At 70.5% G+C, this 23767-nt stretch carries 15 protein-coding genes and 3 rRNA genes; 7 read left to right on the forward strand and 11 right to left on the reverse strand.

Going from position 1 to position 23767, the window contains the following annotated elements; translation table 11 throughout:
• The first annotated feature begins 168 nt into the window (after positions 1 to 168).
• The gene (locus tag QOZ86_RS00555) at positions 169 to 486 is read left to right on the forward strand and encodes an SCP2 sterol-binding domain-containing protein (RefSeq protein ID WP_284489995.1); all 318 of its coding nucleotides are present in this window, start codon (positions 169 to 171) and stop codon (positions 484 to 486) included.
• Positions 487 to 498: 12 nt separating this feature from the next.
• On the opposite strand, the gene QOZ86_RS00560 is transcribed toward QOZ86_RS00555, so the two are convergent.
• Positions 499 to 1620, reverse strand: coding sequence for an HAD-IIA family hydrolase (locus QOZ86_RS00560; protein WP_284489996.1), 1122 nt, complete (start codon positions 1618 to 1620; stop codon positions 499 to 501).
• The gene (locus QOZ86_RS00565; protein ID WP_284489997.1) at positions 1617 to 2042 is read right to left on the reverse strand and encodes a tetratricopeptide repeat protein; all 426 of its coding nucleotides are present in this window, start codon (positions 2040 to 2042) and stop codon (positions 1617 to 1619) included. Before QOZ86_RS00565 ends, QOZ86_RS00560 begins: the two co-directional genes overlap by 4 nt.
• A gap of 160 nt (positions 2043 to 2202) precedes the next feature.
• On the opposite strand from QOZ86_RS00565, the gene QOZ86_RS00570 reads away from it, so the two are divergent.
• Positions 2203 to 3459, forward strand: a complete 1257-nt coding sequence (locus tag QOZ86_RS00570; RefSeq protein WP_284489998.1) for a DUF1015 family protein — start codon at positions 2203 to 2205, stop codon at positions 3457 to 3459.
• A 19-nt stretch (positions 3460 to 3478) separates the two neighbouring features.
• Here the strand turns inward: QOZ86_RS00570 and QOZ86_RS00575 are convergent, their stop codons facing one another.
• The 7 genes from QOZ86_RS00575 to QOZ86_RS00605 form a co-directional block, all read right to left on the reverse strand.
• Entirely contained in the window at positions 3479 to 3838 is a 360-nt protein-coding gene (locus QOZ86_RS00575) for a single-stranded DNA-binding protein (RefSeq protein WP_284489999.1), read from the reverse strand.
• Positions 3839 to 3937: 99 nt separating this feature from the next.
• A complete protein-coding gene (locus QOZ86_RS00580) occupies positions 3938 to 4684 on the reverse strand; it encodes a hypothetical protein (protein WP_284490000.1) in 747 nt (248 codons plus the stop codon).
• A 1541-nt stretch (positions 4685 to 6225) separates the two neighbouring features.
• Positions 6226 to 6342 (reverse strand): 5S ribosomal RNA (gene rrf / locus QOZ86_RS00585).
• A 179-nt stretch (positions 6343 to 6521) separates the two neighbouring features.
• Positions 6522 to 9649, reverse strand: a 23S ribosomal RNA gene (locus tag QOZ86_RS00590).
• Between the two features lie 483 nt (positions 9650 to 10132).
• A 16S ribosomal RNA gene (locus QOZ86_RS00595) occupies positions 10133 to 11651 on the reverse strand.
• The 16S, 23S and 5S rRNA genes sit together here, the layout of an rRNA operon.
• 408 nt (positions 11652 to 12059) lie before the next feature.
• Positions 12060 to 12686 (reverse strand): alpha-ketoglutarate-dependent dioxygenase AlkB, encoded by a 627-nt coding sequence (locus tag QOZ86_RS00600; protein ID WP_284490001.1) that lies wholly within the window; start codon positions 12684 to 12686, stop codon positions 12060 to 12062.
• A gap of 133 nt (positions 12687 to 12819) precedes the next feature.
• Positions 12820 to 15042, reverse strand: a complete 2223-nt coding sequence (locus QOZ86_RS00605; RefSeq protein WP_284490002.1) for a RecQ family ATP-dependent DNA helicase — start codon at positions 15040 to 15042, stop codon at positions 12820 to 12822.
• Positions 15043 to 15142: 100 nt separating this feature from the next.
• On the opposite strand from QOZ86_RS00605, the gene QOZ86_RS00610 reads away from it, so the two are divergent.
• The 5 genes from QOZ86_RS00610 (at position 15143) to QOZ86_RS00630 (ending at position 21250) form a co-directional block, all read left to right on the forward strand.
• A complete protein-coding gene (locus QOZ86_RS00610; protein WP_284490003.1) occupies positions 15143 to 15994 on the forward strand; it encodes a PHP domain-containing protein in 852 nt (283 codons plus the stop codon).
• Positions 15995 to 16053: 59 nt separating this feature from the next.
• Positions 16054 to 17025 (forward strand): carbamate kinase, encoded by a 972-nt coding sequence (locus QOZ86_RS00615; RefSeq protein ID WP_284490004.1) that lies wholly within the window; start codon positions 16054 to 16056, stop codon positions 17023 to 17025.
• 11 nt (positions 17026 to 17036) lie between these two features.
• Positions 17037 to 18140: a barbiturase gene (gene bar, locus QOZ86_RS00620; RefSeq protein WP_284490005.1), complete on the forward strand. Its 1104-nt coding sequence runs from the start codon at positions 17037 to 17039 to the stop codon at positions 18138 to 18140.
• 584 nt (positions 18141 to 18724) lie between these two features.
• Entirely contained in the window at positions 18725 to 19987 is a 1263-nt protein-coding gene (locus tag QOZ86_RS00625; RefSeq protein ID WP_284490006.1) for a Cache 3/Cache 2 fusion domain-containing protein, read from the forward strand.
• A 288-nt stretch (positions 19988 to 20275) separates the two neighbouring features.
• The gene (locus QOZ86_RS00630; protein WP_284490007.1) at positions 20276 to 21250 is read left to right on the forward strand and encodes a tripartite tricarboxylate transporter substrate binding protein; all 975 of its coding nucleotides are present in this window, start codon (positions 20276 to 20278) and stop codon (positions 21248 to 21250) included.
• 31 nt (positions 21251 to 21281) lie between these two features.
• Here the strand turns inward: QOZ86_RS00630 and QOZ86_RS00635 are convergent, their stop codons facing one another.
• Positions 21282 to 22877: a SpoIIE family protein phosphatase gene (locus tag QOZ86_RS00635; protein WP_284490008.1), complete on the reverse strand. Its 1596-nt coding sequence runs from the start codon at positions 22875 to 22877 to the stop codon at positions 21282 to 21284.
• A 206-nt stretch (positions 22878 to 23083) separates the two neighbouring features.
• Positions 23084 to 23644, reverse strand: a complete 561-nt coding sequence (locus QOZ86_RS00640; RefSeq protein ID WP_284490009.1) for an RNA 2'-phosphotransferase — start codon at positions 23642 to 23644, stop codon at positions 23084 to 23086.
• Between the last annotated feature and the right edge of the window lie 123 nt (positions 23645 to 23767).

Consider the following 23767-nt stretch of genomic DNA (forward strand, 5'->3'; position numbering starts at 1 on the left):
GGGCGGCCCGGCACGGGCAGGGCTGTTGCCCGTGGCGGCGTCTACTGCGAAGGCTACCGGCCGGAGCGGACGCGGACGGTCCGGACGGATCGGCGCGATAGCGTCGGGACGCCCGGACCGCTGCCGATCCCAGGGGAGACCGCCCTCGTGGCCACGATGGATGAGTGCATGACCGCCCTGAAGGGGATCCTCGGCGATCTCGCCGCAAACCCCGCGGCGGCGGGGTTGGACCGCAGCCTGTCGTGCCGGCTCACCGACCTCGCCCAGGTGGTGCTCGGCCGGCTGAGTTCGGGCTCGGTGCGGGATCTGCACGCCGTCGACGACAGCCCGGGTGTCCCGAAGGCCGACATCCGGCTGACGATGACCAGCGACGACCTGGTCGCGCTCACCGATGGCCGGCTGGCGTTCGGATCGGCGTGGGCCGCCGGCCGGGTGAAGCTGGAGGCCGGGCTGCGGGACCTGCTGCGCCTGCGCAAGCTCCTGTGACTTCGCGGCCGTTCAGCAGGGCGTGGACCGGTCCAGCCCCCAGCGCCTGAGCGCCTCGGCCCCCGCCGCCCCCGTGGCGACAACCCGGGCCGGGGCGCCGTCGTCGGCGTGCACCGCCCAGTGGGCGACGCAGAGCGCGCGCAGACCGTCGAGCCCGTCCGTCGCGGGGTCACCGGCTCTCGTCCGGTCCTTCCCGTCCGGGCCGATGAGCTCGAGCGCGCCGGCGCCCTCGGCGAGGCGGGCCGACCACCGCCCGCACCGCCACGTCTGGTCGTCCGCCGTCACGGGCGGATGGGGCAGCAGCACCCCCGACGCATCCGGGGCGAGCAGATCGGGCCGACGCCCCGGACCTGCGGCCAGCAGGGTGGCCCCGTCGGTGATCCCGGAGAGGACCAGCAGGCTGGCCGCACCCGCGCGTCGGGCGCCCTCGATGTCCGTGTCGAGCCGGTCCCCCACCACGAGCGGGCGCCGGGCGCCGGTGCGGTGGACGCACTCGGCGTGCATGGCCGGGTCCGGTTTTCCGGTGATCAGCGGTTCGATCCCGGTGACACCACGGACGACGCCCACCATGGCTCCGTTCCCCGGCAGCGGGCCGCGGGGCGACGGGATGGTCGCATCGGCGTTGGTGGCCACGTGCCGGGCGCCGGCGCGGACGGCGACGACCGCCTCGGCCAGCTGGGCCCAGCCGACCTCGCGCCCATACCCCTGGACGACCGCCTCCGGCGCGTCCCCGGCGCCGGCCACGACGGTGAGACCCGCCGCTGCCAGGGCGGCGGCCACGCCGGGACCCCCGACCGGGAGCACCCTCGCGCCGGGGCCGAGCAACCCGGCCACCACGGCGGCGGCCGCCTGGGAACTGGTGATGACGTCCACCGGATCGGCCGGAACGCCCAGGTCGGTCAGGTGAGCCGCGACCTCCTCGGGCGTGCGCGCCGCGTTGTTGGTCACGAACCCCAGGCGCATCCCGGCCGACCGGGCGGAGGCCAACGCTGCGGGCACTCCTGGCACCGCCGCAGAGCCGACGTAGACGACACCGTCGAGGTCGAGCAGCGCCACGTCGTACCGCGCGCTGGGCGGCTCGGGGGAACCGGCCGCCAGGCCCTGGTCCGCCGCGGTGGGGGCGTACCCGCTCACGCTGATCTCCTGTTCTGGCGGGCGCGCACCTCGCGCAGCGCCCGGCCGTAGTGGGCCAGCTCGGGGCGCATCGCGGCCGCGAGCGCCAGATGCTCTGCGGCGACCGGGAGGTCTCCGGCCCGGCCCGCGGCCAGTCCGAGGCCGTACCGGGCGTAGTCGTCGGTCGGATTCGCGGCGATGAGGGCGGCGAAGCTGGCCATCGCCTCGCCGTACCGGCCCGCGTCGTACTGCGCGCGCGCCAGCGCCTCCCGGATGCTGCGCGACGCCGGCTCGGCCTCCGCCGCGCGGGCGAGCAGGGTGGCCGCAGCGTCGGGGTGCCGCTTCTCCAGCAAGGCAAGGCCGCGTTGGTACCACTCGTAGACATCGCCGTCGGGAGCGCCGGAACCGCCAGCGCCGCCCTCCTGACGTCCGGCCTCGGACACCGCTCCCCCCTTCTCCGCCGCTCGGCCGCGGCCTGGGGTGCCAGGTCGGCGGTAATTCCCGGCCGCGGCCGGAAACGACGCCGGGGCCCCTCCTACGATTCTCGTCGTGCTCCCGTCGTCGGCAGGTCCTCGAGCTCCTCGGTCCGGCCCAGGGCTGGAGATGCGGCCGTTCCGGGCGCTGACCTACCGAGAGCACGATCACGACCACCTGGCGCGGGTCAGCTCGCCAGCCTACGACCTGGTAACGCCTGCCGGTCGCGACCAGTTGGCCGAGGCCCACCCGCACAACATCGTGCGCCTGATCCTGCCCCGGGTAGACGCACCGGAGGGCGCAGCGGGCACCACGGCCGGGCTGGCTGCGGAGACCCTGCGAGTCTGGCAGCGCGAGGGCGTCCTCGAGCGCGACGACCGTGCGGCGCTGTGGCTGTACGAGCTGCAGCCACCGCACGGGGTCCCGGCCACCGTTGGCTGGCTGGGCGCGGTGACGCTGCCGTCGGAGGACTCCACGGCGGTGCTTCCGCACGAAGACACCTACCCCCGGGCGGTGGAGGAACGGCGCGCGCTGCTCGCGGCCACCCGGACCGACCTCGAGCCGATCGTGCTGGCGCACGATCCCGAACCCGCCGTCGTCGAGGTGGCGGAGACCCTCCGGCAGACGCCGGCGACGATGGAGGTGCGAGACGCCGACGGGGTCGCGCACCGGCTGTGGCGGGTCACCTCGCCCGTCGTCATCGATGCCGTGGTCCAGGCGCTCAGCCGGACCGGCGCAGTGATAGCCGACGGGCATCACCGGTTCGCAGCGGCACGGGCCAATGCCGGCGCACAGTGCAGCGCGTCGGGCAATGGCGCGGTTCTGGCGCTGGTCACGCCGATGGGACCTGGCGGACTCCGAGTGCAGCCGATTCACCGGGTGGTTCCCACACTGCCCTTCGCCGCAGCCGTCGAAGCCGCCCGCCGAGGTTTCGTCACAGCCGAGATACCCGTCGACGGAACCGGACCGGCAGCGGTCGTCGCGGCCGCGAGGTCGTGGCTCGACGACCCGGCCGAGCGCGGGCTGCTCCTGACCGACGGCCGACGACTGGTGCGGCTGACCGGAGCATCCGCCGACGTCCGGGCCGCGGTCCCGGCCGAGGCCCCGGCGGCCTGGCAGGACCTCGACGTCGTGCTCGCCCACCACGGGCTGGTCGAGCATCTGTGGGGGCGCCCCGACACCGTCGATTCCGTGCTCATCGCGCACGGCCTGCAGGAAGCGGTGGATACGGCGGTGGAGCAGGCGGGAGTGGCGGTCCTGCTGCGCGCGCCCTCCCCCACCGACGTCGCCACCGTCGCCCGTGCGGGTGCGCGGATGCCACGGAAGTCGACGCTGTTCGTCCCGAAGCCCCGCACCGGGTTGGTGCTCCGCCCGCTGGACGGGTGAGCGGCGTACCGGACGCCGCTCACGCCGTCTCCTCCGCCGTCCGGGCGGCGGACCGAGGGACCTTCCGGCCACGCCGGCAGTTGACCTCGCAGACCGAGGCCGTGCCGGAGGCTGTTCGCCAGAAGCGCCGCTGGAGGGCTCCTTCGACTTCCACGACATCGCCGGGCTGCCACACCGCGATCCGCCGTTGCAGCCCACGGTCGTAGGTGATGCAGGTGAGCACGTCGACCGACTGGCCGCGGGCCCGCGGGACGGGCCTGCGGACCACCAGCCGGAAGGTCAGGAGCAGGTCACCACTCGGGAGCGTCCGGAGCTCCGCCGGCGCGGACATCCGCCCCCGCAGCACCACGTCGTTGCGATCGATCACAGCCACGGTCATGACCGCAGCCTTGCTCGTCCGGGGAGCACCGGGGACACCCAGAACCCATCTGTGGACGCCGCGCCCGCATGTGGATGGACGCGGCGACCCTGTCAGAGGTCAGTTGCCGGGATCTCCGGCAGGGGTGTCCGAAGGCTCGGTCTCGCCCAGCAACTCGGCGACCTCTGCCTCGACCTCCTCGTCGAAGCTGGCGTAGGACTTTCGAACCACCTCGTTGCCGGGTGCGGCGTCGTCCGGCTCGTCGACGTCCGGGGCCTCGGCGACCGCCGCTTCGTCATCCGCGCCTTCGTCGTCCGTGCCTTCGTCGTCCGGCTCCGCGCCGAACGACTGCTCCGGCCCACGGCCGCTTGGGTCGTCCAGCGCCTCTTCCAACAGCTCGCTGAACTCGACGCCGAGCTCCTCGCCGGCCAGCTCGGGGTCGATCGCCGCCACGGCGGCCAGCCACTCGTCAGCGCGCTCGCCGTCGCCCTGGGCGCGGAGCAGTTCGGCGTAGGCAGCCGCCAGCCGCAGCTGACCGGCGTCATCCGCGTCCAACCCGGCCGGGTCCGGCCGCCCGCCGAGAGCCGACTCGAGGACGAGCCGCGCAGCCGCGTGCTCCCCGAGGTCACCGCGCACACCGGCCTCCACCAGGCGGAGCTCGACGGCTTCCTCGGCGTCCACGCCCTCGGTGAGCGCCTCGGCCACGAGCCGAAGCGCCACCTCGGGTCGGTCCAGTGCCCGTTCGCAGTCGGCGAGAACCGCGCGGTAACCGTCGTCGCCGCTCATGCGGCGGTACGCACGGATTTCACGGGCTGCTTCGGCGAAGTCACCGGCGTGGTAGGCGGCCACTCCGACGGCTTCCCGCACTACGGCGAGCCTCGATGCGCGGTCCCGAGCCGCACGAGCGTGCGCGAGGGCCGTCTCAGGATCCTCATCGACCAAGCTGCCGGCGACCACGAGATGCCCCGCGACCTGCGCGGAGTTGCGCGGGTCCAGACCGCGCAGGGCCGCTCGTATCGAAGCGTCGAGCTGTCGCGGATCGGCCCACTCGGGGATCTCCGGCCCGCGCGGCACCGGCGGACGGCGGTCCGACTGCCCACCGGGGCGGCCGGAGCCGGAGCGTCGGTCGTCCGACAGTCGGCGGTCCTGCCAGTCCCCACGCGGACGGTCGGTCTGCGGCCGATCCGAACGCTGCGGGCGATCACCAGACGGTTGGCGGTCCCGCCACTCGGCGCGGTCGCCCCGCGGCCGGTCGGACTGCTGGGGCCGGTCGCCTTGCGGCCGGCGATCCTGCCAGCTCCCCTGCGGACGGTCCGAGCGCTGCGGGCGGTCGCCCTGCGGCCGACGGTCCTGCCAATCCCGACGCGGGCGGTCGCTCTGCGGACGGTCACCGGACGGCCGACGGTCCTGCCAGTCGCCACGCGGACGGTCCCCCTGCGGCCGATCGGAGCGCTGCGGGCGGTCACCAGACGGCCGGCGGTCCTGCCAGGTGGGGCGGTCCCCCTGCGGCCGATCGGAGCGCTGCGGGCGGTCACCAGACGGCCGGCGGTCCTGCCAGGTGGGGCGGTCCCCCTGCGGCCGATCCGAACGCTGCGGGCGATCACCGGACGGACGGTCCGACCGCTGGGGGCGATCACCAGACGGCCGACGGTCCTGCCAACTGCCCTGAGAGCGGTCACCAGACGGCCGGCGGTCCTGCCAGTCGCCACGCGGACGGTCGGTCTGCGGCCGATCGGAGCGCTGCGGGCGGTCACCAGACGGCCGGCGGTCCTGCCAGGTGGGGCGGTCCCCCTGCGGCCGATCGGAGCGCTGCGGGCGGTCACCAGACGGCCTGCGGTCCTGCCAGGTGGGGCGGTCCCCCTGCGGACGATCGGAGCGCTGCGGGCGATCACCAGACGGACGGTCCGACCGCTGGCGGCGATCACCAGACGGCCGACGGTCCTGCCAACTGCCCTGAGAGCGGTCACCGGACGGACGACGATCCTGCCAGTCGCCACGCGGACGGTCGGTCTGCGGCCGATCGGAGCGCTGCGGGCGATCACCAGACGGACGGCGGTCCTGCCAGGTGGGGCGGTCCCCCTGCGGACGGCGGTCCTGCCAGGTGGGGCGGTCGCCCTGCGGACGACGACTCTGCCACTCACCGCCAGGACGGTCGGTACTCGACCCGCCGCGGCGGCCCCCGGCCGGCGTGGAGCCACGGTTGCCCTGTGGATGCGCCCCTCGGGATGCCCGGCCTCCATCGCCCGAACCCCGGCTCGAACCGGCGTCGCCGGAACCGCGTCGCGGACCTGTCATGAGTGCTCGGTACCTCTTCGCTCGACGCCGCACGCAGCCCCACAGGCCGGCGGCAAAATGGGAAAACGAACGGGGGTCAGAGCGTGTGCTCTGACCCCCGTCCGGTGAAGTATGTCCGGCGGCGTCCTACTCTCCCACCCCGTCTCCAGGGCAGTACCATCGGCGCTGAGAGGCTTAGCTTCCGGGTTCGGAATGTTGCCGGGCGTTTCCCTCTCGCCATGGCCGCCGTAACTCTGTGAACATGTACTCGCACCTCCGGTGGGGAACCGGAACCACGAGCCAACTCGCACCTCCGGTCGGCACCGGGGATGTGAGCTCGAACCGGCTGGTTCGTGCGTTCAGAACCGCACAGTGGACGCGTGACATCTTGTTTTCTGACTTGTTTTCACAGGCACCGTGGAAGGTGTGTGTGGTCAAGCCCTCGGCCTGTTAGTACCGGTCAGCTCCACACCTTGCGGTGCTTCCACTTCCGGCCTATCAACCCGCTGGTCTGGGCGGGGGCCTTACCCGGTTGACCCGGTGAGAGACCTCATCTTGAAGCGAGCTTCCCGCTTAGATGCTTTCAGCGGTTATCCCTGCCGAACGTAGCCAACCAGCAGTGCACCTGGCGGTACAACTGGCACACCAGAGGTTCGTCCGTCCCGGTCCTCTCGTACTAGGGACAGCTCTTCTCAAGTCTCTTACGCGCACGGCGGATAGGGACCGAACTGTCTCACGACGTTCTAAACCCAGCTCGCGTACCGCTTTAATGGGCGAACAGCCCAACCCTTGGGACCTACTCCAGCCCCAGGATGCGACGAGCCGACATCGAGGTGCCAAACCATCCCGTCGATATGGACTCTTGGGGAAGATCAGCCTGTTATCCCCGGGGTACCTTTTATCCGTTGAGCGACACCGCTTCCACATGCCGGTGCCGGGTCACTAGTCCCAGCTTTCGCTCCTGCTCGACCCGTCGGTCTCGCAGTCAAGCTCCCTTGTGCACTTGCACTCGACACCTGATTGCCAACCAGGCTGAGGGAACCTTTGGGCGCCTCCGTTACATTTTGGGAGGCAACCGCCCCAGTTAAACTACCCACCTGACACTGTCCCTGATCCGGATCACGGACCGAGGTTAGACATCCAATTCGACCAGAGTGGTATTTCAACGGCGACTCCACGAACACTGGCGTGCCCGCTTCGCAGTCTCCCACCTATCCTACACAAGCCGAACCGAACACCAATATCAAGCTATAGTAAAGGTCCCGGGGTCTTTCCGTCCTGCCGCGCGTAACGAGCATCTTTACTCGTAGTGCAATTTCGCCGAGCCTGTGGTTGAGACAGCTGAGAAGTCGTTACGCCATTCGTGCAGGTCGGAACTTACCCGACAAGGAATTTCGCTACCTTAGGATGGTTATAGTTACCACCGCCGTTTACTGGCGCTTGAGTTCTGAGCTTCGCCCCGAAGAGCTAACCCGTCCCCTTAACGTTCCAGCACCGGGCAGGCGTCAGTCCGTATACATCGTCTTACGACTTCGCACGGACCTGTGTTTTTAGTAAACAGTCGCTTCTCACTGGTCTCTGCGGCCACCCACCGCTGCCCCGCGCAAGGCGGTTGACAGTAGATGGCCCCCCTTCTCCCGAAGTTACGGGGGCATTTTGCCGAGTTCCTTAACCACAGTTCGCTCGATCGCCTCGGTATTCTCTACCTGACCACCTGAGTTGGTTTGGGGTACGGGCCGCTCGGAACTCGCTAGAGGCTTTTCTCGGCAGCATAGGATCATCCAATTCGCCTCATTCGGCTATGCATCGGGCCTCACCCTGCATGTGGAACGGATTTACCTGCTCCACGGGCCACACCCTTGCCCCGGTACTACCACTCACCGGTAGGACTACCTTCCTGCGTCACCCCATCGCTTGCCTACTACCAGTCCAGGTCCCGTGTTCGGCCCGATCAGTCACAAGTGACCTCACAAGCTTCAGACGGTTAGTATCGCCGGGTTCAGCATGGGCGTTCCTTCGCGGGTACGGGAATATCAACCCGTTGTCCATCGACTACGCCTGTCGGCCTCGCCTTAGGTCCCGACTCACCCTGGGCGGATTAGCCTGGCCCAGGAACCCTTGGTCTTCCGGCGGGGGAGGTTCTCACTCCCCTCTCGCTACTCATGCCTGCATTCTCACTCGTGTGGCGTCCACGGCTGGATCACTCCGCCGCTTCCACCGCCACACGACGCTCCCCTACCCATCCACACACCTGGCCGGCACCCCGAAAGGTGACGGCGGGTTGTTGTGTGAATGCCACGGCTTCGGCGGTGTGCTTGAGCCCCGCTACATTGTCGGCGCGGAACCACTTGACCAGTGAGCTATTACGCACTCTTTCAAGGGTGGCTGCTTCTAAGCCAACCTCCTGGTTGTCTCTGCGATCCCACATCCTTTTCCACTTAGCACACGCTTAGGGGCCTTAGCCGATGATCTGGGCTGTTTCCCTCTCGACTACGAACCTTATCGCCCGCAGTCTCACTGCCACGCTCTCACTTACCGGCATTCGGAGTTTGGTTGACGTCAGTAACCTTGTGGGGCCCATCGGCCATCCAGTGCTCTACCTCCGGCAAGAAACACGTGACGCTGCACCTAAATGCATTTCGGGGAGAACCAGCTATCACCGAGTTTGATTGGCCTTTCACCCCTACCCACAGCTCATCCCCCAGGTTTTCAACCCTGGTGGGTTCGGTCCTCCACGCGGTCTTACCCGCGCTTCAACCTGGCCATGGGTAGATCACTCGGCTTCGGGTCTAGAGCACGCGACTGGAAACGCCCTGTTCGGACTCGCTTTCGCTACGGCTACCCCACACGGGTTAACCTCGCCACGTACCGCTAACTCGCAGGCTCATTCTTCAAAAGGCACGCAATCACCCCGCACCCGAAGGCACTAAGGCTCTCACGGCTTGTAGGCACACGGTTTCAGGTACTATTTCACTCCCCTCCCGGGGTACTTTTCACCTTTCCCTCACGGTACTTGTCCGCTATCGGTCACCAGGGAGTATTCAGGCTTAGCGGGTGGTCCCGCCAGATTCACACCGAATTTCACGGGCTCGGTGCTACTTGGGAAACAAGCTCGGGAGAGACTCAGTTTTCGTGTACGGGGCTCTCACCCTCTACGGCGACCCCTTCCAGAGGCCTTCCACTAACACAAGTCTTTTATAACTCCCCGTCACCCCGGCAGAGGCGACTGAACTGTCCCACGACCCCGACCACACAACGCCCGCCGGCTATCACATGCGATCGGTTTAGCCTCTTCCGCTTTCGCTCGCCACTACTCACGGAATCACTGTTGTTTTCTCTTCCTGTGGGTACTGAGATGTTTCACTTCCCCACGTTCCCTCCACACGCCCTATGTGTTCAGGCGCGGGTCACACCACATGACTGGTGCGGGGTTCCCCCATTCGGAAATCCTCGGATCAACGCTCGGTTGACAGCTCCCCGAGGCTTATCGCAGCCTCCTACGTCCTTCATCGGCTCCTGGTGCCCAGGCATCCACCGTGTGCCCTTAACAACTTGACCACACAAAAATCCCACCCATCAGAAGCCCGGAAGGACAACGATGAGCGGGCCTACAAACTGTGAACTCTGCTAATCAGAGTCAGAAGATGCTCGCGTCCACTGTGCAGTTCTCAACGTACGACCAGCCACCGGTCACCCGACCCCACCAGACCCGCACACTCCCCCAGGAGGCACAGCGGTATGAGATGCAGACCGGCCCTGACACCAGAGACAACAACCCACCCCCACCAACAGGGCGGCCCGCTCCCTCAGGACCCAACAGCGCGCCTACGACCAACCACCCCCACCCACCACGTTCCACACCCGCATGCGCGAGCCGTACTAGCAGCGACCAGAGAGGCCGGCCGAACTGGTCAGCGTTCCACCCTCGAGCACCACCCCAGGAACTGTGCGACCCATCGGAGATGATGGACCGTCATGCCCTGGGCGCGGCTCTGGACCACCAACAACCCCAACGGAGCTGTGATGGCCAGTGCTCCTTAGAAAGGAGGTGATCCAGCCGCACCTTCCGGTACGGCTACCTTGTTACGACTTCGTCCCAATCGCCGATCCCGCCTTCGACGGCTCCCTCCACAAGGGTTGGGCCACCGGCTTCGGGCGTTACCGACTTTCGTGACGTGACGGGCGGTGTGTACAAGGCCCGGGAACGTATTCACCGCAGCGTTGCTGATCTGCGATTACTAGCGACTCCAACTTCATGGGGTCGAGTTGCAGACCCCAATCCGAACTGAGACCGGCTTTTTGGGATTCGCTCCACCTCGCGGTATCGCAGCCCTTTGTACCGGCCATTGTAGCATGTTTGCAGCCCTAGACATAAGGGGCATGATGATTTGACGTCATCCCCACCTTCCTCCGAGTTGACCCCGGCAGTCTCCTATGAGTCCCCACCATCACGTGCTGGCAACATAGAACGAGGGTTGCGCTCGTTGCGGGACTTAACCCAACATCTCACGACACGAGCTGACGACAACCATGCACCACCTGCGCACGGCCCTTACGGACCCACCATCTCTGGAGGATTTCCGTGCATGTCAAGCCTAGGTAAGGTTCTTCGCGTTGCATCGAATTAAGCAACATGCTCCGCCGCTTGTGCGGGCCCCCGTCAATTCCTTTGAGTTTTAGCCTTGCGGCCGTACTCCCCAGGCGGGGCGCTTAATGCGTTAGCTGCGGCACGGAACTCGTGGAATGAGCCCCACACCTAGCGCCCAACGTTTACGGCGTGGACTACCAGGGTATCTAATCCTGTTCGCTCCCCACGCTTTCGCTCCTCAGCGTCAGTTTCGGCCCAGAGACCCGCCTTCGCCACCGGTGTTCCTCCTGATATCTGCGCATTTCACCGCTACACCAGGAATTCCAGTCTCCCCTGCCGAACTCAAGTCCGCCCGTATCGACTGCAGACCCGAGGTTGAGCCTCGGGATTTCACAGCCGACGCGACGAACCGCCTACGAGCTCTTTACGCCCAATAATTCCGGACAACGCTTGCACCCTACGTATTACCGCGGCTGCTGGCACGTAGTTGGCCGGTGCTTCTTCTGCAGGTACCGTCACTCTCGCTTCGTCCCTGCTGAAAGAGGTTTACAACCCGAAGGCCGTCATCCCCCACGCGGCGTCGCTGCGTCAGGCTTCCGCCCATTGCGCAATATTCCCCACTGCTGCCTCCCGTAGGAGTCTGGGCCGTGTCTCAGTCCCAGTGTGGCCGGTCACCCTCTCAGGCCGGCTACCCGTCGTCGCCTTGGTAGGCCACTACCCCACCAACAAGCTGATAGGCCGCGGGCCCATCCCCAGCCGATAAATCTTTCCACCACCAGACCATGCGGTCAGCGGTCACATCCGGTATTAGCCCCAATTTCTTGGAGTTATCCCAGAGCTGAGGGCAGGTTGCCCACGTGTTACTCACCCGTTCGCCACTGATCCCCCCGCAAGCGGAGTTCACCGTTCGACTTGCATGTGTTAAGCACGCCGCCAGCGTTCGTCCTGAGCCAGGATCAAACTCTCCGTAGATGATTTGATCACAGCTGAGAACCGCGAGCTGACACTCGCGATATCAATCAACCAAAGGAATCCCTGCCACAACCACAAGAGCCATGACACGGGGTATTACTTGGCACTGACTTTCGGCACGCTGTTGAGTTCTCAAGGAGCGGACGCGCACGAAACCCGGCCAATTTCTTGGCCATCGCTCGAGGCGGAATGTCGACTTTACACCGTGCTCCGCAGCGGGTGAACCTCAGGGCTCCCCCGGCGGTTTCCCTGGCCTCGCGGCCCGGTCCGTTCTCGCTCGGTGCAGAAGGAACCATACACGTCCTCGAGGAGGTCGTGCAGGGGGGTCCCAGCGGAGACCCGCAGCCTGCCGGGAGCAGGCCGGCCGTAGCGGGCAGAGGGGACCTGCTCGCCGCCTCGTCCGACCGGTCAGGCGACGCCCTGCGGGCGGAACTGGACGCTCACGCGCGGCCCCACGGGCTTGGTCGTCTTGAGGATGCAGTGCTCCCAGGTGCGCTGGCAGGAACCGCCCATGACGACGAGGTCACCGTGGCCGAGGGGGAAGCGCAGCGACTCCCCGCCGCCTACGGGGCGCAGCACGAGCGGCCGCGGTGAACCGAACGAGACGATGGCGACCATCGTGTCGGCGGAGCGGCCGCGGCCGATGCGGTCACCGTGCCAGGCGACGCTGTCCCGGCCGTCGCGGTAGAGGCACATGCCGGCGGTGACGAACGGCTCGCCGAGCTCGGGGCCGTAGTGGCGGTTCAGCTCGGTGCGCGCGTCGGTGAGCAGGGGGTGCGGCAGCTCCTCCCGGCCGGAGTACCAGCGCAGCAGTCGGGGCACGGCGACCTCGCGCTCGTACATCTGCCGGCGGTCCTCGCGCCAGCCGATGTCGCCGAGCAGGACATCGAGGACCTCGTCGGAGCCGGCCACCCACCCGGGGAGGAGGTCGACCCAGGCGCCGCGGCCCAGGTGGTGGCGGACCAGCCCGGTCAGCGGTTCGAGCGTCGCCTGGTCCGCGAGGTCCCACATCGAGGGCTGGTGCGCCAGTGTCATGCCGGCACGCTACCTTCCCTTTTCGCACAGTTGTGCGAAAAGCTGTGGACGACGGAGCTCGTCCCGGGCGCGGCCCTCCGCATGGACCCGCGCCGGGGTGTGGGAGTCGTAGCCGCCGGAGGTCTTCTCCTAGCTAGGCCGTGAGGGCGAGAGCGAAGGGCAGCACGCCGGCGGCGCCGGCCCGCCGCAGCTCGCGGCCGGCGACGGTCACGGTCCAGCGGGAATCGGCGAGGTCGTCGACCAGGAGGACCGGCCCGGGCACTGACGACAGGCGCTCGCGAAGCTCGGGGCCGACGACGATCCGGTCCCAGACCGCGGCCAGCCGGAAAGCACTGTTGCCCCCGGGCTGCCCGGTAGGGCCGCCGTGCGCCAGGGAGAGCTCGCCGAGGTACGGCAGCCGCCCCATGCGCGCCAGACCCTGCGCCACCCCGCTCACCAGTTGCGGCCGGCGGCGCGACGGCATGGCGACCACGGCGGCCGGACGCTCCTTCCAGTCCCAGGCGGCGAGCACGCGCCCGCAGGCCCGCAGCAGGTCCTCGTCCGGGGGGACGTCGGAGACCGCGCGGCGCACGGGCACGTCGAAGGCCGCGTCCGGGTCCTCCTCGATGCTCGGCGCCTCGAGGTCGAGCTCGACCACGCCACCGACGCCGTCGTCACCGAGCAGCGAGCGCAGCCGCTGACCCCAACCCAGGTCGGTGAGCCGGGCGACGGCACGGCCGGCCTCGAGCTGCTCCGACGGCGGGATCTTGCCCTTCACGTCGACTCCCAGCCGATCGCTGCCGGTGGGCCACATCGCGCGCGGCGTCAGCTCGACGCCGGGCCGGTCGAGGGCGGCCGACGCAGCCTGGGCCGCGGCCTCCGGGACGTCGGTGGCGTACCAGGGGCCGGCGCAGACGTCGCAGCGCCCGCACGGCGCCGCGGTCGGGTCGTCGAGGGCGAACTGCAGGAAGGCCATCCGGCACTCGGCCTCGTCGACCGGCTTGGCGTAGGCCAGCATCGAGCGCTGCTCGGCCTCGCGCGTGCGGGTGACCCGGGCGTAGCGGTCGGCGTCGTAGACCCACGGCCGGCCGGTCGACCGCCAGCCGCCCTGCACGCGCTCCACCGCGCCGTCGACGGCGAGCACCTTGAGCAGCAACTCCAGCCGGGAGCGGCGCACGTCGGCCACGGTCTCCAGGCGGGCCACCGACCACGCCTTCCCGTCGGCCATGGCGGTCAGCACAGCGGCCGCGTGGTCCTCCCGCGGCATGGAGGAGGTGGCGAACCACTGCCAGATCGCGATGTCCTCGGGCCCGGGCAGCAGCAGGACGTCGGCGTGCTCGACGGCGCGCCCGGCACGGCCGACCTGCTGGTAGTAGCTGACCGGCGAGGACGGCGCACCGAGGTGGACGACGAACCCGAGGTCGGGCTTGTCGAAGCCCATGCCGAGCGCCGACGTGGCGACCAGCGCCTTCACGCGGTTTTGCCGCAGCGCCTCCTCGGCGTCCTTGCGGTCGGCGTCGTCCAGCCGGCCGGTGTAGGCGCGCACCTCGTGACCGGCGTCCCGCAGCAGGTTCGCCGTCTCCTCGGCGGCGGCCACGGTGAGCGTGTAGACGATGCCGCTGCCCGGCAGGTCGGCCAGGTGCGAGGCGAGCCAGGCCAGCCGCGCCCGGTCGGTGGGCAGCCGGAGCACCCCCAGCCGCAGCGAGTCACGGGACAGCGGGCCGCGCACCGTCGTCACCTCGACGCCGCCGGCGCCCAGCTGCTCGGCGACGTCGGCCACCACGCGCTCGTTCGCCGTCGCCGTCGTCGCCAGCACGGGGGTGCCGGCGGGCAGCGTGCCCAGCAGGTCACGGATGCGGCGGTAGTCGGGGCGGAAGTCGTGCCCCCAGTCGGAGACGCAGTGCGCCTCGTCGACGACGACCAGACCGCAGCGAGCGACGAGCCCGGGCAGCTGCTCCTCGCGGAACCGCGGGTTGGTCAGCCGCTCCGGGGAGACCAGCAGGACGTCGACGTCGTCGGCCGCCAGACGCGCGGCGATGTCGTCCCACTCGGTCATGTTGGCGCTGGAGATCTCCACCGCGCGGATACCGGCCCGGGCCGCGGCGGCCACCTGGTCGCGCATCAGGGCGAGCAGCGGGCTCACCAGCAGGGTGGGCCCGGCCCCGCGGCGGCGCAGCAGCGCCGTGGACACGAAGTAGACCGCCGACTTCCCCCACCCGGTGCGCTGGACGACCAGGGCGCGCTGCGAACGCTCGACCAGTGCGGCGACCGCGGCGTCCTGACCCTCGCGGAAGACGGCGTCGGGCCGGCCGGTGAGCTCCCGCAGGATCTCCAGGGCCTCGTCGGCGATCGCGGACGGCGGTGCGGCGGTGCTCATGCCGACGACAGTAGGCATCCCTGGGGACAGAACGGGTGGCCGCGCGGGACCGGTGGACAGTGACGTGCGCGGAGCGCCCTGGTTCCCCAGCAGAGCTGTGATGGAGAATCCACAGGCGATGGACTCCCAGGGGCAGCGACCGGCCGACAACCACGTGCACACCCACTGGTCGTGGGACACCCCCGACTCCTCGACGATGCGGCGTGCCTGCGAGCGGGCGATCGCCCAGGGGCTGCCGGCGATCGCGTTCACCGAGCACCTGGACTTCACCGTGTGGCACGACGAGGACCGGGCCACCGAGGAAAGGCTGGTCGACCGCTACCCGGCCCACCAGCTGCCCATCGACGTCGAGGGCTACGTCGCCGAGCTGGCCGAGGTCCGCGACCGGTTCCCGGAGCTGCGCATCTGGTCGGGCATCGAGACCGGCGAGCCGCACCTGTTCGCCGCGAGCATCGCCCGTCACCTCGAGGACTCCCCGGTCGACCGGATCCTCGGTTCGCTGCACTCGCTCTCCGACCAGGGCCGGCTGGTCGGGGTGGGGCGGCTGCTGCACGTCGACGCCGACGCGACGATGCGCCGCTACCTGGGCGAGATGGTCGGGATGATCGAGAGCAGCGACGTCTTCCAGGTGCTGGCCCACGTGGACTTCCCGCGCCGGTACTGGCCCGGCGGTTCGCACCGGTACGTGGAGAAGGACTACGAGGAGGAGTACCGGGCGGTGTTCCGGGCGCTCGCCGGCAGCGGCCGGGCGCTGGAGATCAACACCAGCAGCCCGCTCGCCTCGGCCGACCAGGTGCGCTGGTTCCACGAGGCGGGCGGCGAGGCGGTGAGCTTCGGCAGCGACGCGCACGCGCCGACCGCGGTGGGGCAGAAGTTCGACCTCGCGGTCGCCGTCGCGGAGGCCGCCGGGTTCCACCCGGGGCGCGACCGCTTCGACTTCTGGCGCCGCTGACGCATTCCGCCCGAGGCGAGTACTTCACCGCTAAGGCATTCGACGCTAGGGTCGGCGGGGTGACGTCGCCGCGCCGTGTCGTGATCGCCCTCGGGGGCAACGCCATGACCGGACCGGACGGCTCGGCGACGCCGGAGGCGCAGCGGAACGCCATCCGGGAGGCGGCCGGCCACATCGCCGAGGTGGTCGCGGCCGGGGTCGAGGTCGTCCTGACCCACGGCAACGGCCCGCAGGTGGGCAACCTGCTGGTGAAGAACGAGCTGGCCGCGCACGAGGTGCCGCCGGTGCCGCTGGACTGGAACGTCGCGCAGACGCAGGCGACGATCGGTTTCACCGTCGCCGACGAGCTGGACGCCGCGCTGCGCGCCCGCGACCTGCCTCAGCGCACCGCCGCCCTCGTCACCCGCACCCTCGTGGACGCCGACGACCCGCACTTCGCAGAGCCGTCCAAGCCGGTCGGTCGCCACCTGCCTCGCGAACAGGCGGACCGGTTCGTCACGCTCGGCCAGCGGTGGGAGGACCGCGGGGAGAAGGGCTGGCGCCGCGTCGTCGCCTCTCCCGAGCCGCGGGCCGTCGTCGATTCGGCGGCGGTGCACGCGCTGGTCGCCGCCGGGTTCGTCGTCGTGTGCGCCGGTGGCGGCGGCGTGCCGGTCGTCGACGACGGGGTGGACGGGCACGCGCTCCGCGGCGTCGAGGCCGTCATCGACAAGGACCTGACCGCCGCGATCCTCGCCCGCGACGTCGACGCCGACACCTTGGTCATCGCCACCGACGTGCCGAACGTGATGGTCGACTTCGGCACCCCGTCGCAGCGCCCGCTGGGGCGGGTGACCGCCGCCGAGCTGCGGGAGCTGGCCGCGGCCGGCCAGTTCGCGCGCGGCTCGATGGGCCCCAAGGTCGAGGCCGCCCTCCGTTTCGTCGCGGGCGGCGACTCGGCAGACGGACGACGCAGAGCCGTCGTCACCACCCTCGAGCGCATCGCCGACGCCGTCAGCCGTGACGACGTCGGCACCGTCGTGACCAACTCCTGAAGGGAACCCGCATGCCCGCACCGATCGAGGTCCGCAAGGTCCCGCTGCACAACGTCAGCGACGCCTCCGAGCTCGCCAAGCTCATCGACGACGGCGTGATCGAGGCCGACCGGGTCGTCGCCGTCATCGGCAAGACCGAGGGCAACGGCGGGATCAACGACTACACGCGGATCATCGCCGACCGAGCCTTCCGCGAGGTGCTGCTCGAGAAGGGCAGCCGGTCGCTCGAGGACGTCAAGCAGATCCCGATCGTGTGGTCCGGAGGCACGGACGGCGTCATCAGCCCGCACGCCACGATCTTCGCGACGCTGCCCGAGGACGCCGTCGAGAAGACCGACGAGCCGCGGCTGACCGTCGGCTACGCGATGAGCGACGTCCTGCTGCCCGAGGACATCGGCCGGCTCACCATGGTGGAGAAGGTCGCCGAGGGCGTGCAGCGGGCGATGGAGGCCGCCGGCATCACCGACCCCGCCGACGTCCACTACGTGCAGACCAAGACGCCGCTGCTGACCATCGACACCATCCGCGACGCCCGCGAGCGCGGGCAGACGACGTACATGCAGGAGCCGCACGGCTCGATGGACCTCTCGAACGGCACGACGGCGCTCGGCATCGCGGTGGCGCTCGGCGAGATCGAGATGCCGACGCAGGAGCAGGTCATGCACGACCTCTCGCTGTACAGCTCCGTGGCCTCCTGCTCGTCGGGCGTCGAGCTGGATCGGGCGCAGATCGTCGTCGTCGGCAACGCCCGCGGGCACGGCGGCGCATACCGCGTCGGCCACTCGGTGATGACGGACGCCCTCGACCAGGACGGCATCTGGGCGGCCATCCGCGACGCCGGCCTGGAGCTGCCCGAGCGGCCGCACCACACCGACCTGGGCGACCGCCTGGTCAACGTGTTCCTCAAGTGCGAGGCCTCGCCCGACGGCAAGGTGCGCGGGCGGCGCAACGCGATGCTCGACGACTCCGACGTCTCCTGGCACCGGCAGATCAAGGCCTGCGTCGGCGGTGTGACGGCCTCGGTGACCGGCGACCCAGCGGCGTTCGTCTCGGTCGCGGCGGTGCACCAGGGGCCGTCGGGTGGCGGCCCGGTCGCCGCGATCGTCAGGGCGTGACGACAGCCCCGGGACATCGCAGCGAGCGGGAGGGCGACCTCGCCGACCGTCACGGGTCTCGGTCGTCGTCGCCAGGACGGTGCCGGCCTCTCCCACCAGGCGCAGGGAGGTCGCGTCGAGGGTGAACTCGAGCCCGGCCGGGGGCCTGCCTCGAACGCGACTCCACGGGCGGTGCCGGCCAGAGCGACCGTGGGGGCGACCGTGAGCGTCGGGCCGCTGTTCAGATAGGCGCTCCAGCCGTCGGTGGCCCGGATGGAGACGTCGAGCCGCATGGCGGCGCCCTGAAGACCGGCGAGGTCCGGACCGCCGGCGGTGGAGGCGGAGGTGGTGGCAGCGACACCGGCGAGCAGAACGCGTGGCAGCCTCGACTCCTGTCCCAAAAGGAACTGGAGTCACTGGGCAGACAATTCCGATGCGGTCACCGATTGGCATTCCCGACACATATGAGTGCCTGATCGGGCGCTCGATCGGCGCGCCTGATCGGGCCGTTGCACACGGGCCATCTACGGTCCCCCGGAACCCTCGCCGACACCGGGCGGGCCCAGGCCCGCGGTTCGCCGAGCAGCTGTGGGAGGGAGCGAGTCGTGCGCCGGTCGACACCGCGGGAGTTCGTGCCGCCCACCCCGTCCCCTGCGCCGCCCGCCGTCCCGGCGCCGCCGGCCGCGCGCCCGACCCGGCGGCGGGCCACCGAGCGGGACACCAGCATGGAAGCCGCCGCCCAGCAGGCCGGCGTCCTCGCCCAGGCCTCGCGCGAGGTGTCCGACACCTCGTCGGAGGCGGCCGCCTCCCTGGCCGAGCTGCGCTCCGCCATCGGTGACATCGCCGCCAGCACCGGCCGGGCGTCCACGATCGCCGAAGAGGCGGTGCGCGAGGCCCGCGCCGTCGACGAGCGGATCGCCGCGCTGCAGGCGGCGAGCGAGTCGATCACCGAGTTCGTGCGCCTGGTCAGCGCGATCAGCCAGCAGAGCCGCTTCCTCGCCCTCAACGCCTCCGTCGAGGCGGCCCGCGCCGGCGACGTGGGCCGCGGGTTCGCGGTGGTCGCGGACGAGGTGAAGGAGCTGGCCGGCCGCACCGCGCAGGCCGCTCAGGACATCGACGCGCAGATCACGGCCGTGCAGCAGGAGACCCAACTGGCGGTCGAGGCGGTGCGGCGCATCACCGGCACGCTCGGGTCCATCGCGGAGGCCCAGGACACCATCGCCGCCGCCGTCGAGCAGCAGCGCGCGGCCACCGATCGCGTCGTGGAGAACGTCGACCGTGCGGCAGACGGCTCCGCCCGGATCACCGAGGCCGTGGGGCAGCTGGCCGACAGCCAGCGCGTCGTCTACGTCCGCCGGGCGCTGGCCGTGGCCGAGCAGGTGCTCGCCGACCTGGGTGGCGCGCGGCTGGGCGAACGCCGGGCGACGCACACGGTGCGCGACCAGGCCACCGGCGCGACCCACAGCGCCCAGCTCGCCGACCTGCTGGTCGGTGAGACGGCCCTGGACCGCAGCGACGACCCGCGCCGGCCGTCGGTCCTCGTCGACGAGGTGGTGCGGCAGATCGGCGGCAGCTGCACCCTCTTCCAGCGCCTGGACGACGCCGGCAGCATGGTGCGAGCCGCGACCACGGTGATCAACCCGGCCGGACGGCGGAACGTGGGCACCTACATCGCCCGGACCGGCCCCGACGGCACTCCCAACCCGGTGCTGGCGGCGGTCCTCGCCGGCGAGACCTACACCGGCGCCGCCACCGTCGCCGATCGCCCCTACTTCACCGCCTACACCGGGCTCTACGACGGGTCGGAGCTCATCGGCGTCCTCTACGTCGGCCTGCCGCTGGACTCGATGCCCGGTGCGGCCGGCTGACCTCCGACCTTCCCCCGGGCAGCTCCACCGTCCTCCAGGTCGGGCGATCCCGGTGCGGCGACGCCGCTGGGCCACGAACCCCTGGACCGGATGCGCGACGGACTGCTCAGCGCCCTCGGCAGCCGCGGCGACGACGACATCGCCCTGCTGGCCATCCGCCTGCCGTCCTAACCGTTGCCGCGCAGCGGACGCGCCGGGTCGCGCGCGGGTGCCGCGGCGGCCGTGATGCCCCACCATGGGTTCACCACCCGACACGGACGGCCGGCGCCGTCACCACGTAGGAGACCGATGAAGTCCACCCGTCTGATCGCCGCCCTGCTCGCCGCCTCAGTGCTGACCGCCTGCGGCGGGGAGGACCCGGGATCTGGTGGCGAGGCGGCGGCGGACTTCCCGACCGAGAACGTGCGCCTGCTGGTGCCCTACACCGCCGGCGGGCCGACCGACATCGCGGCCCGTGCCCTGGCGAAGCACATGGAGGCCGAGCTCGACCAGTCCGTCGTCGTCGAGAACCTCCCCGGGGCCTCCGGCGCCACCGCTTACCAGCAGCTCATCGCCGCCGAGGCCGACGGGCACACCCTGTCGATGACCGCGCTCCCGACCGCGGTGCTGAACTACCTGAGCAACGACGTCGGCTACACCGCCGAGGACTTCTCCTACATCGGCGTCGTCACCCGCGTGCCTTCGGGCATCCTGGTGCCGGCCGACTCCCCGTACCAGGACCTGGAGTCGCTGTTCGCGGCCGCCGAGGCCGATCCCGGGTCCGTGACCGTCGGCACGCCCGGCGCCACGAACACGCACGCCGCGGAGACCCGGCGGATCACCCAGCTCTACGACGTGCCGCTCACCGTCGTGCCCTTCAACGGCAACGCGGAGGTGCAGACGGCGCTGCTCGGCGGGAACGTGACCGCCGGCTTCGTCAACCTCTCGCAGGACATGCTGCCGGCGGTCGAGTCCGGCGACCTGCGCGTCCTCGCCGTCGGCAGCGAGGAGCCTCTGCCGTACGTGGACGCGCCCACGTTCGTCGAGCTGGGCTTCCCCGAGCTGGTCCAGAGCACGACCACCTTCGGGGTGATCGCGCCCGCCGGGGTCCCCGACGAGGTGACGCAGACCCTCGAGGACACGCTGCGCAGCGCAGCGGAGGAGTCGTCCGTCGTGGAGACGCTGGACGAGCGGTACGTGCCCGAGGAGTTCATCGGCAGCGAGGGCCTGGCCGAGCTGTTCGCCGAGACCGAGGAGACCTTCCGCGACGTGATGACCGACTGAGCGGGCAGCCGGCGCCGGCCGCCTGCCGCGCTCAGGCGCCGCGGCGGTACAGCAGGAAGGCGACGTCGTCGTCCGGCGCGTCGCCGAGCAGCTCCCTGGTCAGGACGTCGGCCAGCACGGCCGGCGGGAGGGAACGGCCCGAGGTGAGCGCGCGCACCGCCCGGGCCATCCCCTCGTCCAGCCCCTGGTCCCGCCGCTCGACGAGGCCGTCGGTGTAGAGCAGCAGCGTCGAGCCGGGTGGCAGCTCGAGCTCGGCCTCGGGCCGGCGCAGGTCGGCGACGACGGCGAGCGGCAGCGACGCGGCGGCCTCGAGGAGGGACGAGCGGCCCTCGGCGTCGACGACGATCCCGGGGACGTGGCCGGCGCTGCTGTAGCGCAGGCTGCCGGACGCGGGATCGATGACGGCGCAGAAGACGGTGCTGACCGCCGCCCCGGGGACCAGCGCGGCGAACCGGTCCAGCGCGGCGAGCACGTGGGCCGGTGAGCGGCTCTCCAGCAGGAGCGCCCGCCCGGCGCTGCGCAGCTGGCCCATCACCGCGGCGGCGGACAGCCCGGCCCCGACCACGTCCCCGACCACGACGCCGTAGCTGCCGTCGGGCAGGTCGACGACGTCGTACCAGTCCCCGCCCACCTCCAAGGTCCCCGTCGCGGGCTCGTAGTGCACGGCGAAGCCGTCCGGCAGCAGGGTCGGGCCGAGGACGGCGCGCTGGAACGTGACGGCGACCTCGGTGAGGAACTGGGACCGCGCCCGGTCGAGCTCGGCCCGCTCGTCGGCACGGCGCCGCTCCTGCTCGACGGCACGGGCGTCCGCCACGGCGGCGGCGACCTGTCCCGCCGCCAGCGTCAGGAACACCCGGTACTCCTCGTCCAGCCGCAGGTGCGGGCTGGTCCCGAGCACGAGGGCCCCGTTCGGCGTGCTCTGGCCCGCGAGGGTCAACGGCAGCACCACCGCGGTGTGCACGTCGGTCTCACCGACCGGGCTCGCCCCGACGCTGGAGAAGCCGGGCAGGAGCAGGTCCAGCCCGGTCACGGTCTGGGCCTCCCCCGTGGCCACGGCCTTCTCGACCAGTTCGGGGAGGAGGCTGCCGGCGAGGTCGTCCAGCGCGACCCCGTGCGCGGCGACCGGTCGCGTGCCCAGTTCGGGGCCGGCGAGGTAGACCAGCCCGAGCGGGCAGTCGCTACGGGCATCGGCCAGCACCCGCAGGGCGGCGGCCGCCGCCTCGGACGCGTTGCCGTGCACCGACCGCGGCAGACTGCCCAGCTTCTGCAGAACCGCCATGCGCCGCGCGGCGAGGACCCGGTGCGTCGTCTCGACGACCGTGTCCAGGAGACCCGCCACTTGTCCCCCGGGCTCGACCACCGGGCTGAAGGAGAAGGAGAAGTAGGTCTCCTCCTCGAACCCGTACCGGGTCATGACCAGCAGCAGGTCCTCGGAGTAGGTGGCCCGGCCCGCCATGACCTCGGCGACCATGGGGGCCAGGTCCGCCCAGATGTCTGCCCACACGACGGGCGCCGACCGGCCCAGCGCGTCCGGGTGCCGCGCCCCGAGCATGGGGGCGTATCCGTCGTTGTAGACCATGACCAGCTCCGGGCCCCACATGAGCAGGGTGGGGAACCGTGAGTTCAAGCAGGTGCTGACCGCTCCCCGGAGGGTGGACGACCACTCGCGCTCGGATCCGAGGGGCGTCGCGGACCAGTCGTGGTCGAGGACCATCCGCTGCAGGGCCGTCCGAGGGGTGCTCGGAAGAAGCTCGGTCAGCCGTCCGTTCAGTACCGCACCCCCAGTGCACCCAGCCGGGCCACCGACGGCCACACGTGTTGTGCCCGATCATCTCACCCGCTCGCGGATGTGTCCCGTCGTACCCGGATCGGACTCACTCGGATCCGCGAGAGGTACCCGGGCGCGACCGCCTCGATGAGCCAGACGCCGTTGGCCGATCGGGCGAACCGCCCACCGTCCGAAGCGAGCCGCGCCGCGTCCACGCGGAGCACGACGGGGCGCCCGCGCCGGCTGCCCGCGGCGCGCGCGGTCTCGGCGTCCGGACTGAGGTGGACCGCGTGCCGCCGCCCCGGTCGCAGGCCCTCGGCGAGGATCGACGGCAGGAACCGCTCGACGGTGCCGTGGAAGAGCTCGGCCGGCGGCGTGGCCGTCTCGTACGCCAGGTCGACGGCGATGCTGTGGCCCTGGCTGGCGCGGATGCGGTCGCCGCGGAGCTCGAAGCGGCGCTTGTCGTTCGTGGCGACCACGTGCTCGAGCTCAGCGCGGGTCAGGCGCAGGGCCGTGAGCAACTGGTCGACGTCGGCCCACCCGGCGCCGTCCAGGGTGAGGCCGGCGGATTCCGGGTGGTGCCGCAGCACGTAGGACAGGCGCTTGCTAACCCGGACGACGTCCACGCCGATCAGTGTGGGCCGCGAGTGACCGGACGTCGTCCGGCAGGTCGGCCGGCCACCGATGTCAGCGAACGCGGCGCGTGATGGTGGGCGCAGACCCATCCTTCCCCGCAGTCGGTTCCTGGC

The sequence above is a fragment of the Blastococcus capsensis genome, assembly GCF_030165005.1.
Taxonomy (GTDB): Bacteria; Actinomycetota; Actinomycetes; order Mycobacteriales; family Geodermatophilaceae; genus Blastococcus; species Blastococcus capsensis.

Excerpts from the sequence above, each read along its gene's own strand:
- QOZ86_RS00605 (WP_284490002.1), bottom strand. The coding sequence starts at position 15,042 with ATGAGCACCGCCGCACCGCCGTCCGCGATCGCCGACGAGGCCCTGGAG.
- QOZ86_RS00575 (WP_284489999.1), bottom strand. The coding sequence starts at position 3,838 with ATGACCGTGGCTGTGATCGATCGCAACGACGTGGTGCTGCGGGGGCGG.
- QOZ86_RS00555 (WP_284489995.1), top strand. The coding sequence starts at position 169 with ATGACCGCCCTGAAGGGGATCCTCGGCGATCTCGCCGCAAACCCCGCG.
- QOZ86_RS00630 (WP_284490007.1), top strand. The coding sequence starts at position 20,276 with ATGAAGTCCACCCGTCTGATCGCCGCCCTGCTCGCCGCCTCAGTGCTG.
- QOZ86_RS00600 (WP_284490001.1), bottom strand. The coding sequence starts at position 12,686 with ATGACACTGGCGCACCAGCCCTCGATGTGGGACCTCGCGGACCAGGCG.
- QOZ86_RS00570 (WP_284489998.1), top strand. The coding sequence starts at position 2,203 with ATGCGGCCGTTCCGGGCGCTGACCTACCGAGAGCACGATCACGACCAC.
- bar (WP_284490005.1), top strand. The coding sequence starts at position 17,037 with ATGCCCGCACCGATCGAGGTCCGCAAGGTCCCGCTGCACAACGTCAGC.
- QOZ86_RS00610 (WP_284490003.1), top strand. The coding sequence starts at position 15,143 with ATGGAGAATCCACAGGCGATGGACTCCCAGGGGCAGCGACCGGCCGAC.